12 protein-coding genes are annotated in these 12,684 nt (G+C 51.9%); 11 read left to right on the top strand and 1 reads right to left on the bottom strand.

All coding sequences use genetic code 11. From position 1 onward, the window contains the following. The first annotated feature begins 12 nt into the window (after positions 1-12). From BM322_RS10485 to BM322_RS10465, 5 genes are all read left to right on the top strand, one after another. Positions 13-642 carry a hydrogenase gene (locus tag BM322_RS10485; protein WP_075430264.1) on the top strand — a complete coding sequence of 210 codons (630 nt, stop codon included), beginning with the start codon at positions 13-15 and terminating at the stop codon, positions 640-642. Positions 643-651: 9 nt separating this feature from the next. Continuing rightward, complete coding sequence (locus BM322_RS10480) at positions 652-2,160, top strand: proton-conducting transporter membrane subunit (protein WP_082334462.1); 1,509 nt, start codon at positions 652-654, stop codon at positions 2,158-2,160. Continuing rightward, the gene (locus BM322_RS10475) at positions 2,160-3,677 is read left to right on the top strand and encodes an NADH-quinone oxidoreductase subunit C (protein ID WP_075430262.1); all 1,518 of its coding nucleotides are present in this window, start codon (positions 2,160-2,162) and stop codon (positions 3,675-3,677) included. The genes BM322_RS10480 and BM322_RS10475 overlap by 1 nt, the downstream gene beginning before the upstream one ends. A gap of 11 nt (positions 3,678-3,688) precedes the next feature. Beyond that, positions 3,689-4,429 (top strand): NADH-quinone oxidoreductase subunit NuoB, encoded by a 741-nt coding sequence (nuoB, locus tag BM322_RS10470; RefSeq protein ID WP_075430260.1) that lies wholly within the window; start codon positions 3,689-3,691, stop codon positions 4,427-4,429. 145 nt (positions 4,430-4,574) lie between these two features. After that, positions 4,575-5,162 carry a peptidoglycan-binding protein gene (locus BM322_RS10465; protein ID WP_075430258.1) on the top strand — a complete coding sequence of 196 codons (588 nt, stop codon included), beginning with the start codon at positions 4,575-4,577 and terminating at the stop codon, positions 5,160-5,162. A 53-nt stretch (positions 5,163-5,215) separates the two neighbouring features. On the opposite strand, the gene BM322_RS10460 is transcribed toward BM322_RS10465, so the two are convergent. After that, on the bottom strand, positions 5,216-5,875 hold the full coding sequence (locus BM322_RS10460) for a metallophosphoesterase family protein (protein WP_177220869.1): 660 nt from the start codon (positions 5,873-5,875) through the stop codon (positions 5,216-5,218). Positions 5,876-6,060: 185 nt separating this feature from the next. Between BM322_RS10460 and BM322_RS10455 the strand changes: the two genes are divergently transcribed. The 6 genes from BM322_RS10455 to BM322_RS10430 all read left to right on the top strand — a co-directional run bounded on the left by BM322_RS10455 (position 6,061) and on the right by BM322_RS10430 (position 12,671). Next, positions 6,061-6,921 carry a tetratricopeptide repeat protein gene (locus BM322_RS10455; protein WP_075430256.1) on the top strand — a complete coding sequence of 287 codons (861 nt, stop codon included), beginning with the start codon at positions 6,061-6,063 and terminating at the stop codon, positions 6,919-6,921. A gap of 20 nt (positions 6,922-6,941) precedes the next feature. Then, the gene (locus BM322_RS10450; protein WP_082334460.1) at positions 6,942-8,219 is read left to right on the top strand and encodes a WYL domain-containing protein; all 1,278 of its coding nucleotides are present in this window, start codon (positions 6,942-6,944) and stop codon (positions 8,217-8,219) included. A 71-nt stretch (positions 8,220-8,290) separates the two neighbouring features. Beyond that, entirely contained in the window at positions 8,291-9,688 is a 1,398-nt protein-coding gene (locus tag BM322_RS10445; RefSeq protein ID WP_075430251.1) for an SEL1-like repeat protein, read from the top strand. A gap of 13 nt (positions 9,689-9,701) precedes the next feature. Then, positions 9,702-9,914, top strand: a complete 213-nt coding sequence (locus tag BM322_RS10440; RefSeq protein WP_075430249.1) for a hypothetical protein — start codon at positions 9,702-9,704, stop codon at positions 9,912-9,914. A 139-nt stretch (positions 9,915-10,053) separates the two neighbouring features. Then, positions 10,054-11,400, top strand: a complete 1,347-nt coding sequence (locus tag BM322_RS10435) for an AAA family ATPase (RefSeq protein WP_075430247.1) — start codon at positions 10,054-10,056, stop codon at positions 11,398-11,400. Between the two features lie 26 nt (positions 11,401-11,426). After that, a complete protein-coding gene (locus BM322_RS10430) occupies positions 11,427-12,671 on the top strand; it encodes a hypothetical protein (RefSeq protein ID WP_075430245.1) in 1,245 nt (414 codons plus the stop codon). Positions 12,672-12,684 lie beyond the last annotated feature (13 nt).

The following is a 12,684-nucleotide window of genomic DNA, read 5'->3' as shown; positions in this document are numbered from 1 at the left end:
AGGGGGACAAGAATGGAATATTTAGTTGTGCTCTTGATTTTTGTCGTCTTCCTGCAGACGCGGATCATGGAGCTTAAACGCTCGGTTTACTGCCTGGCAGCCCAGTCGGGCATCATTGCTGGTGCTTGCCTGGCCATTGGGCTTGGTTCTGGTTCTGGCCTGCATGCCTGGCTGCCAGGGCTGTTGACAATCTTCGTCAAGGTCCTGTTCATCCCGGGAGCCATCCTGCGCCTAGCGGGCCGCATTACCGATGAGCGCGAGATCGTCTCGGATATCAATGTCAACTATTCGACCATGGCTGCAGCGGCCTTCCTGGTCATGGGGTACCTGCTGGTCGATCATCTGCTGCCGGGCACGCCGGGCCGCAGCATCATCGCAGCAGCAATCCTCATGATCATGACGGGGCTCTCTCTCATGGTCATGCGCAAGCGCGCCATCTTGCAGATGGTGGGGCTTATCACGCTGGAGAACGGCATCTATCTCCTGGGCCTGCTGATAACGGAAGGCCTGCCGCTTGTCGTCGAGCTTGGCGTCTTCCTCGACGTCCTCATTGCCGTTGTCGTACTGGTCATCCTGACGAACCGCATGAGCCTTTCGTTTATGACTACCGATACGACTGTCATGAAGAAACTGAAAGGATAAGACAGCAATATGGATTTCAACTATGCTATCCCGCAGCTTGTCTATACGCTGCTGGCGCTGCCGCCGGTATTCAGTATCATCGCGGCAGTCAATGTTCTTGGCAAGGGCCTGCTGCACTGGCTCAACCGTCTGACCTCGGTGGCGGCCGGTGCCATCGTCGTCCGGCTGGTCATGCAGTTTGACCCAGCGGCGCCGCAGTCCTTTGGCTATCTCTACCTCGATGCGCTGGGCCTCTGGATGCTCGTCATCGTCACGATGCTCTATCTGGCCTTTGCTTGGACGAGCAAGGCGTATCTGGATCGCGATACGAATATCCGCTACGGCTATCTGCGCCGTTTCGGTCATCTTGAGGGCCGCTTCTATGCGCTTTCCCATCTCTTTGTCTGGACGATGATGCTGGTGGTGCTCGTCAATAATCTCGGCCTTATGTGGGTAGCCATTGAGGCGACGACGCTGGTTTCGGCACTGCTCGTTGCCTTCAAATTCACCCGCACGTCCCTTGAGGCTGCTTGGAAATACGTCATGGTCTGCACGGTGGGCATCTGCCTGGCGCTGCTGGGCACGATCCTTGTCTACTATGCGCAGATCCTGGCTATGGGCGGCGCACAGGCCTTGGACTGGCAGTATCTGGCTGCACATGGCAGTGAGCTCAATCCGGCACTGGCCAAGGTGGCCTTCTGCTTCCTGTTTGTCGGCTACGGTACGAAGGTCGGCTTGGCGCCGATGCATGCCTGGCTGCCGGATGCCCATTCTGAGGCACCGGCGCTCACGAGCGGCCTGCTCTCGGGCGCGCTCTGCATCTGCGCAATCTACGTGCTCTTGCGCAACGTCATCGTGATCATGCCAGCTGTCGGCATGGGCTTTATCAGCGGCCTGTTCCTGTTCTATGGCCTGCTGACGATTGCGCTGGCCATTCCCTTTGTCGTGGTCCAGCGTGACATCAAGCGCATGCTGGCCTACTCCTCGATGGAAAATTTCGGCCTGATGGCCGCTGGCTTCGGCCTGTTCCTGCCGCTGGCAGTGGAGGCATCCCTGCTGCATATGATGAACCATGCCCTCGTCAAATACGCACTGTTCTATACGGCTGGTACGATTATGGAGGCCTATGGCACGAAGAACATGATGCGCATGCATGGCATGCTGCAGCAGTCGCCGCGCACGGCCCTGTTCTGGCTGTTGGGCATTGTCGGTATCCTCGGCATGCCGCCGATGGGTATCTTCTTCAGCAAGTTCTATATCATCGACAGCTTCTTTGTGGCTGAGCGTCCGTGGCTCGGAATCTTGGCGCTCATGCTGCTGGCTGGCATGCTTATCGGTATCCTCTACCATGCTATGCGCATGCTGGGCGGCAAGCCGTCGCGCAAGTGCGCCGGGGAGCTTATGGGTCGTCTTGATACGGCGGTGCTGCTGGTGCTGCTGCTCACCAGCGGTATCATCAGCGGAACGCTGTCAGAACTGCCGTATCTCAGTGACCTCATCGTGGCTGCTGGGCAGATTGTCTTAGGAGGTATGTCGTGATGGAAAACGTAAAAGAAATCAAGCTGGCAGACCTCCGGGAGGAGGCCAAGGCCTTATCGGCTGACGGCCGTCATCCGCTCACGGCTATGTTTGGCCGTGATGAGACAGCTATGGGCCGCGGCTATGCGCTGTATGTCATGTTCGAGATTCCCGAGGAAAAGCGCCTGGCGGTCTTGAAGGCGGAAATGCCAGCTGATGGCGACCTGCGCTATGATTCGCTGACGCCAATCCTGCCGGCTGCTGCCTGGTATGAGCGCGAGATCCAGGATATGTTCGGCCTGGTGCCCGTCGGTCATCCGGACCCGCGGCCGCTGGTGCTGCATGAGTCCTTCCCAAAAGATTATCATCCGCTGCGCAAGCAGGTCTCGGCTACGGCCAGCCCGCGGGCCCAGGAGGGTGCGGGCAGTGAGATCAAGATGAGCGTCGCCCATGGCGAAGGCATCTATGAGGTGCCCGTTGGCCCGATTCATGCGGGCATCATCGAGCCGGGCCATTTCCGGTTCAGCCAGGCGGGCGAGTCGATGCTGCAGCTTGATGCCAAGCTGTTCTTCACTCACCGCGGCCTCGAGAAGGTCATGGAGGGCAAGACGCCACATGAGGTGCTGCCAATCGTCGAGCGCATCTGTGGTGCCTGCAGCATTGCCAATACCTGGAGCTTCTGCCAGGCGGTGGAAAAGATTGCCAAAGTTGCGGTTCCTAAGCGTGCAGAGCTTATCCGCACGCTGCTCATGGAAATCGAGCGCATCACCAATCATGTCGGCGATTGCGGCAACATCCCTGCTGGTGTCGGCTTTGCACCGGCCATCAGCTTGGGCGGCCGCACGAAGGAAATGCTGATGCGCCTGCAGGAACGTCTGGCAGGCAACCGCTTCCTACGCGGCTTCATCGTGCCGGGCGGCGTGTCCATGGATATCACGGATAAGCTCCGGCAGGATATCCGCACGACGCTGGCTGTTGTAGCTGAAAACGTCGAAGCCCTCGACAAGATGTTTGCGGAGCAGGAGAATTTCCAGAACCGCATCTGCACGACGGGTATTGTCCGCCATCAGACGGCAGTCGACCTGGCGCTGGTTGGTGTTGGTGCCCGTGCCAGCAGCTTTGCCCATGACAGCCGTCAGGATTTCGATTACGGCTCGTATCCGGAGCTCGATTTCTCTGTGGTCACGCAGAAGAGCGGTGATGTGGCGGCACGCCTGGCTGTGCGCATCGAGGAACTGCGCCAGAGCTTCTTCATGGTGAGCCAGCTCTTGGAGCGCTTGGATGCTGACCATACGGAACTCAGCGTTGCGGTTCCCGCAGCTGCTGGCGAGGACTTCGGCATCAGTGAATCGGCGCGGGGCAGCAATCTGCACTTTGTCGCCCTCGATGAAGCGGGGCGCATTGACCGCATCTTTGTGCGCAGTGCCTCGTATCCGAACTGGCCGGCGCTGCCGATTGCCGTGCAGGGGGATATCATTCCTGATTTCCCCCTGATCAACAAGAGCTTTGAGCTCTGCTATGCCTGCCTGGACCGTTAAAGGAGGAAACGATGTTTAAAGTATTGGAGCGTCTGCTTCACGATAAGATAGCGACGGAAAACATCTCGCTTTCCGGCAGCGCCCGCTTCCGCGGCCAGCTCGCAGGAAAGTGTCCGGCGACGGCCCTTGATGCCTGCGCCAAGGCCTGCCCTGTCGGCGCCTTTTCCCGCAAAGGCGATAGCTATGCCATCGACTATCGCCGCTGCCTGTTTTGTGGCCGTTGCGTTGCGGCCTGTGCACAGGCGGCAGGGGCCCCTGATGCCTTGCTGGCACATACGGCGGTCGATGCGATGCCATATCTCGTCGAGAAGGCACAGCAGGTCACAGCCGATGTCATCCGGCAGAAACTCGGCCGCAGCCTGCACGTGCGTCATCTCGATGCTGGCTCGTGCAATGCTTGCGACTTTGAGATGGGGGCCCTGTCGAATCCTGTCTATGATCTGCACCGCTACGGCGTGCATTTTGATGCATCGCCGCGCCATGCCGATATGCTGATGGTTACGGGTACTGTTACGCGCAACCTTGAGCAGGCCCTGCGCATGTCCTATGAGGCATTGCCAGATCCCAAGCTTGTCATGGCCTGCGGGGCCTGTGCGGCTGGCGGCGAGACGTATGGTGCTTCGTATGCGATTGTCGGCGCGGCCGACAAGGTAGTGCCTGTCGATATCTATGTGCCAGGCTGTCCGCCGCGTCCGTCGGCGATGATTGCCGGTCTCCTGGCCGCTGCTGACATGCTGGCAGAAAAATTGTAAGCTGTCGGAGGAATTCTCCTTCGTTTGACGAGAAATAATAGATTATGATAGAGTATAAGAGGTGCAGGTTATGACTGCGCCTCTTATTCATATCTAGGCAGTTTAAGGCAGTTGCTTTCGAGAGGTGATCTTATTGAAAAAACGAATGCTCCTTTCCCTAGTGGTTACACTTATGCTAGTATGTTTCTGCTCGGCGGCACTGGCTGCGTCCATCCTGGTCAAGGATGGTTCGCGCGGCCATGCAGTCAAGCATGTCCAGACTCTGCTCATCGAGCAGGGATATCTTTCCGGGGAGGCCGATGGCGTCTGCGGGCCGCAGACCGTCGCAGCCATCAAGGAATTCCAGGAAGCCAAAGGCCTCGAGGTCGATGGTATCTGCGGTGACGGTACGTATAGTGTCCTTTCAGGTGGCAGGACATATGAACCGCCGGCTGCAGAGTCGCAGGTGGGCCATTCCGGCACAGTGCTCTATGTGACGGCAACGGCGTACAGCTCTCAGGATCCTGGCAACTCGCCTCATACGTCGATGGGCACGCAGGTGCGCCGTGGTGTGATCGCCGTCGATCCGGTCGTCATTCCGCTCGGTACGCGGGTGTTCATCCCTGGCTATGGCGAGGCAGTGGCCGAGGACACCGGCGGCTTCCATGGCAACCATATCGATGTGGCCTTTGACACGCACGGTGAAGCCTTGGCCTTTGGCCGTCAGAATCTTGAAATCTATATCTTGGATTGACAAAGGGGTTCGCTGACTCATCAGAGTCGGCGAACCTCTTTTTGTATGTATGGTCAGCAATCCTGCCATATCCTGCCGCTCAATACATCTACGCAGGAAATATGACCGTAGTGCATATAGGAACCAGTATCCACTAGAATCATATTCCTGCGGATGATCGGCAGCGGTGTCAGTGGCTCTATATAGGCGGTATTGGTATGTCCTGCCACTACGATGGTTTCTCCCGTATAATGGTCGAAGAACCTCTCCCGGATCCATAGCAGGGTTTCTGGGGCCTGCTCATCTAGCGGGACAGCGGGGTCAACACCAGCGTGGCAGAAGAAATAATCCCGGTTATTGGCCCGCAGGTGGTGTGCCAAGGGCAGGCTGCGGACAAAGTCGAGGTACAGGCGCTGGGTACCTCCGTCCAGAGATGCCAGGGCATCTGCCGTGATATCCCCTCCGTTCTGCAGCCAGATATCATCCTGGCCATTCGTATCATAGTAGTCGAGCATCATCTGCTCATGGTTTCCCCGGAGCATGATGATGGCCTTTTCCTGGCGATGTTCATACATCCAGATAAGTGCATCCATTGATCTGGCGCCTCTGTCGATGTAATCGCCCAGGAAGACCAGCAGGTCTTTCTCCGGATTGAAGTCGAGCTGCCGGTAAAGGGAAAGGAATTTGTCCCACTCCCCGTGGATATCACCTACAGCTAGGATCCGTTCATACATGATGTGTCCCTCCATTCGATGCTTGCTTCCTTTGCCAACCAGTATAACAGGAAAAGCAGGGAGAGCGGTCAGGCAATCTGCGCACTTCTGTCAGATTTGACTGAGTGGGGCAAATCGATTCCCTATCTATGTAACCTAGCTACTATAATATCCTCAGACGACACGCAGAGAGGGAGGTACATGAAATGATCGAGGAATCGTATGCTTGGGAGATGAAGGTGAGGACGGATGCTGCAGGGCCGGAACACAGGGCATACCTGCTGTCATTATTGGCGGACGTTCAAGGAAGTTTCGTGAACATCTATGATGATCACCCTCTTCGCCGCATCGTTGCCTTTGACAGCCGACGGGATGATGAGTATATGCCTGCATATGAGGAGGCCCTGGAAAGGCGGCGCCTCCTGAATCTCGTGGTATGGACACTGCGGGAGCAGTATGACTTGACGCCGATGGTAAAGCAGCCGGCGCCTTCGATATTGCAGGGGGAGTTCTTGCTGGCAACGAAGGCCGAAGCCCAGTCGGGGGATAGCAAGGCCCTGTATCAGATGGGGCTGCACTACGCCTGTGGTACACAGGAGGACCCCCCTGATCTGGAAAAATCCCGGAAATGTTTCCAACGGGCGGCGGCAGCGGGCTATGTGCCTGCGCTGTCCCGGATGGGGGATCTCTATTACGTTGGCGACGGTGTGCCACAGGATGATAAACAGGCCCTGCAATGGTATGAGAAGGCAGCTGAGCATGGTTTCCATATGGCCATGATGCAGGCAGGCCGCATGTACTATCTGGGGCGGGGCACGCAACAGGACTTTACAAGGGCCAGAGAATATTTTTATAATGTTGCTATGACACTGGAAAATTTCTTTATGGTGCAGCGCTATAATAGTCTGGCACGACAATATATGGGACAGATGTACGAGCGGGGGGAAGGTGTACCCCAAAATATTAATGAAGCCCGGCATTGGTATAGGCTGGCAGCAGATGATACGCGCAACAAAGGGATTGAGTCCCGGCTGGAAAGGCTGGATCCCTTTCCATTGCGAATTTAGTCGTTGCCAGATTGGCTGAAATGGAAAATATTATTGGTGTAAAGAATTTAGAGAATGAAGGAAATGATATGTCTGAAAAAAATATCCAGTTTTTGCTTTTGATTGAGGCACTGAAGAATACTAATCGTATGAATACAAAAACTGCTGGGGAGTTAGCGGAATATATTGCGGAGGAATGGGAAGCGTTATATCCGGATGAGCCAATGAAGCCTATATCGCCATCCACGATTGGGCGCCATGTTAAGGATATGAATGCTACCGGACTGTACAATATTGTAACTTCCAATAATATGCGGAATGGGTATTATAATGACAAGTTCCTCTTTGATGCGGCCGAGTTCGTTATTATAGCACAGGCATTATATCGTTCCACGACTTTATCTGTAGCTGAAACCAAAGATATCTTGAATAAATTGTTGAACCAGACAGATGATGTCGGGGAGGGTTATTTTGATGTAATACATCATCAGCTATATAAAACAAATAGAGCGCCAAAACGTAAGATATCTGGACGTTCATTGCCTGTTATAGAGAAGATCATAAAGGCTATTGGATCCAAAAAGCAAATCAGCTTCAGTTATTATAATTGGAGCGACAAGGACAGACAAAGACCAGGGTTGATGGAGGATGATGAAAGCAACAAAATAAAGAATTTTATGGTATCGCCCTATTTTGTGGTGTGGGAATCGGATGAATGTTATCTGATAGGGCATATGGAGAATGAAGGAGGAGCGGAAGAAGATAAATACTTAAGCCATTTCAAGGTTTCACAAATAGGGGAAAATATCCGTATTACGAATAGAGAGTGTACCTCTATAACGTGTATGAAAGAATTTGAAAGATACCATCTAATGACCACAATATACCCTTCCGTAACAGGTATCAGAAAGAAAAACGGAAAGATGGAAATCGGAGGAAAACGTAGTGCCCATGAATTAGCTGCATTTGCCTTGGATAGATATATGCGCGAAAATCCGTATATGATTCACGATAATCAGGATGTAATTGGTGTGCAGCTGATTTTCAAGAATGGATTCATAGGAGAATTGCTGACCAGATTCAATCTTGATTCGAAGAGAATAAAGGCGTATCCAATCGGACGCTTTGCTGCTGAAGGGGAAGAACTATATTCTGCCCAGATAACTGTGCAACCTAATGAGGGTTTCTATACCTGGCTGATGGGGCATGCCAATGATGTGATGGTATCTGAACCAGTGGAAATACGACAGGAAGTTGAAAGAAGGTTGCAGAAGGCATTGAAGGCAATAAAGGAATATGATGATGAGAAGATGCTGTGATATGATGAGTCCAGTGATGCATGTGTGATAAGAGAATATAACAGAAAAATAGAGATCAGGAGTGTGCGGAGATGAAATTATATGAACATCCAGATGTTCTGGAATACCTGGCTGAGGCTGAGGCAGGAGACGCAGAGGCTCAGTATGAGCTTGGGGAGCGTATCAGGAGTGGTGTATCAGGAGTAGAGATTCCTGGACAGAGCGAAGCGAGCAAGAGGCCTTTCAGTGGGAAAGCATGGCAGTATTTCAATAGGGAGACAATCAAATGGCTTACGAAGGCGGCAGAGCAAGACCATCTGCTGGCGCAATATAATCTTGCGGAGGTGTATGCCAGAGGTGGTGGTGATATAGAAAATGCCTCATTCTGGTATGCAAGATTTGCACATAAAATCAATGATTTGGCAAAACAAGGTGACGGAGACCGATTGCTGGAAATTGCAGGTGAGTTTTCCACGGCAGAATGGGAAGAGGAGTTTTTTGCAACAGCCAGAGCTGCCAAGACAGGCAACTTGAGAGCATTGTCTGATTTGGGTGATATGTATTGTTCAGATTACGATGAATCTCTTAGAGAGAATCTCGATTATGGATATCGGGTGAAGCGACGAGCCTTGAAACTGGGAGAGGAAAACGTATGGCAGGAGTTCAGTTACTATTTCCGTGATAACAAATTTGCAAAAAATGAGTGGGAATTCTTTGATATGTGTGGAAGTGCCTATTCTCTGCTTGTACTGAAGCATAGTGAAGATGAAAATATCCGTGTGAAAGCAAAAGAGGTTATTGAAGCACTTCCTGAGGTGGGACAGCAGAAGCTCTATCGTTTTTGGAAGGAATTCAAGAAATGTACCAAAGATGGCAACTTGTTCCATGGCAATGAAATCACGATATACCTGGTAAGGAGACCGAATGATTGCGAAAAATATGAAGACTTCTCAGATGTGGAGAAATTGATCTATACAGACAAGGGGTATAGAGGTTTTGTTGAGTATGAAGCGTATGAGAATGATGTTCGAAAATTAATGGAGAACACCTACTGGAAAACAAAAGCGCAGGGAGAAGATAGCCCTCTGTGGGCAAAAATGCCTGCACAGGATGGGGATGTGGCATTCCAGTGCCTTTTAGGGAATTATTATAATCCTATATTTTATGGTGAGGATAGAGAGTGGCATGATCTGTCGAAGGCCGAATATTGGCTTAACAAGGCTGCAGAACAGGGTCATCCGCAAGCGATGATAGATCTCAGCAAACTATACATTGGCAGCTTCCAAGTGGAGGGGCATGCACAGAAAGCTCTTGAATGGTGCCAAAAGGCAGCAGAGGCGTATGGAAAAAATCCCGATGGATTACGATGTCGTTATAGTTCTAATCCAGGATATTCTGGGTTAGAACAATGCTATAGACTTGGGATTGGTGTTCCTAAAGACGAAAGCAAAGCTGATCATTATAGAAGGTTAAGTAAAGGGGAAAAGTAAGGAGGAGTTTATTATGAGCAGCTATTTTTCCAACGGTTCCACTACCTGTACTACGGATGCACCCAATTGTGGGGCTTGCATCTACTGGAGTGGTCGAAAGAATGTCATGAGTGGCCTAGTCGAGTATGATGCCTATGAGAAGGCACGTTGCAACAATCAGAAGTCTCCGGCCTATCAGCAGGATGTTCCGGCTAATCATGCCTGTACGATGAAAGAGGCTTACTGAGAGCGATATAGGGCATGAAAAGAGGAGCTCTGTCATTTTTGACAGAGCTCCTCTTTTTGCGTGTTTATGGGGCTTTTCCCTGTGTTATGCTTACAGCAAGAAGGAAACACAGGGCTATTACATGAGGAGGCACAAGCATATGGATTTGAAATATGAAGATCTAGAGAAGGCGAACAGGGAATGGCATCAGCTGCAGGATTCCTTTGTACAGGAGTTCGGTGAATCCTCCAAGATGCTGAAGGAGGCTTGTGACGATCTGCAGAGCTATATGATCTGCTTGGTGGGGGGGGAAGATGAGATTACAGGAACACATGTGGAGTTCCTGAACCGTTGCCTGGACATGCGATTGTCGCTGGATATCGTGCAGCAGCTGGCACCGAACACGAGACTTTTCGAGATTGAGAAGACAATCCCGAAAATCATGGTCTCGTTGAAAGCAGCTGGCAAATTCCAAGCAATGATGGGCTATATAAGGCTTGCCCAGATCATGGGCTGCGCATACTTCAGCTGTTTCCCAGAGGCGGCGGAACTGGTACATAAGCGTTTCCAAGGGTATGTGGTCATGCTGAACAATTATGAGAAGAACTGTACGGGCAAGATTTCCTGCTCTATCGATGCAATCCCGTACAAGCGGCTGCAAGCAGCGGGGGATCATGCAGGGGAGGAAAGCCTGGAGATGCTGATGGGGCAGTTGAATGAATTGGTGGGGCTGCAATCGGTAAAGACGGAAGTCGGTTCACTGATCAACTTCATCCGGGTACAGAACAAGCGCAAGGAAAACGGCATGGTCTTGTCACCGGTGTCCCTGCATCTGGTCTTTTCGGGCAATCCCGGTACAGGCAAGACGACGGTGGCCCGGCTCCTGTCCAAGATCTACTGCAAGCTGGGCGTGATTTCCAAGGGCCATCTGGTGGAGGTTGACCGTACGGCGCTGGTCGGGGCCTATGTGGGGCAGACAGCGCCCAAGGTACAGGCAGTCATTGAGAAGGCATTGGGCGGAATCTTGTTTATCGATGAGGCATACAGCCTGGTGGTCAACAAAGGGGACAATGATTATGGCCTGGAAGCTGTAGAAGTCCTGTTGAAGGCCATGGAGGATCATCGTGATGATCTGGTGGTTATCGTGGCGGGGTATCCGGATCTGATGGAGCAGTTCCTGGAGTCCAATCCTGGTCTGCGTTCGCGATTCAACCGGTTTGTCAATTTCGAGGACTACAAGCCGGATGAGATGGCGGAAATCTTTGCCAGCATGTGCAGGAAACAGGGATACACATGTAATGATGCAGTCCATGAGCATGTATATAGATTCTTCCTGGATAGGTATACGGCCAGGGATAAGTCTTTTGCCAATGCCAGGGATGTGCGCAACTTCTTTGAATTGGCATTGAGCAATCAGGCAAACCGCCTGGCATCAGACGATGATTTGACCAAGGAAGAGCTTGAGATGCTGGATATCACAGATGTGGCAGATATCCAGTTAGGTTGATAGTTGATACGAATGGAGGAAAGATCATGAGTGACGATATGAATGTACCAGTAGTAGAGAATGGCGATGTCTCGCAGTATAAGGAACGTAATGACGAGGAAGCGGATCAGATCAGTTCCTTTATGGATGTACTGCGTTCCGTTCCTACGAAAGAGGACTTTGATGCGCTTTATGAGAAAAAGGCGAAGATGGATCGTGTGGCGGATCTGGTCAATGAGGCTGATGCTGCCCTGAAGGCTGAGAACTGGGATGAGGCGTTGGCGAAACTGGATGAGGCGCTGGGATATGGCCTTCCCAGCCTTGTTGTTCCGGCATTGAAGATGAAATGTTTTGTGTATATCAAAAAAGGCTGCGGTTACCGGGTAGGTGAAGAAGTCAAGAAAGCGTCGGAACTTTTTTCGGAGGAAGGATTCGCTGGCCTGGAAGAGGAAATCTATACGGTTATCTATGATAATGTGTTGAAGTTCTGTTGGGAAAACTTCAACAAGATACCGGAGGTAAAGTTGTGTGGTATGGCTGAACAGCTAGTCCCATTGGAAAATGCCATCACTTTCATCGTGGATTTCGCTGAGAAGTTGAGCCCGGTATTCCAAGATGAGTGGCTGAGTGCCCGCTTCACAGAATGTGCCCGGAGGAAAGGGTGGGATATACGCTGGGATTCACTGGTCGATGTGATCTCGCAGACGTGCTTCGATTATACCGAGGCGGCGCAGAAGCGCAAAGCTTATGCGGACCTGCTCATGCCAGGTGCGATAGCAGAGCAGGGGTTCCGCGAGGGATTAGACGATATAGGCAAGAAAATGTTGAAACGGATGCTGGATATCGCTATCGATAAGGAGCAGAAAGCAGGCATATGTGAGAAGCTGGCTATGGCAAATTTCCGATCGACGGATAAGACCGAGTTGTGCAAAGTGAAGGATCGGGTTCCTGGGGTGAGGGAGTATTTCGTCATGATGCAGGATCTGAGTCCTGCCTATAAGCAGCGATATGAGACGCTCGCGACACAATGGAAGATCATCGAGAAGAAGGTAAAGGCGGTAAATGCTGAGAAGCAGAAGATAAACGATGAGATCCTTGAGCTTAGACGCGAGGCTGCTGGTATCGATAGGGAAATCGATCAGCTGGAGAACGGTATCTTCTATTGGATCAATCTTTTCGCGCGGTCAGATGTGAGCGGTCTCAAGGATAAGAAGCGGATAGTGGAAAAATGTATAGCGATGAGGAAACGGCGGCTTGACGAACTGGATACAATCTTGGCGGAGACGGCGTGAACTTGGAGGTGTT

It is taken from the genome of Selenomonas sp. GACV-9 (assembly GCA_900116485.1).
Lineage (GTDB): Bacteria > Bacillota > Negativicutes > Selenomonadales > Selenomonadaceae > Selenomonas_A > Selenomonas_A ruminantium_G.
This window is presented reverse-complemented; position numbering and strand designations above follow the sequence as displayed.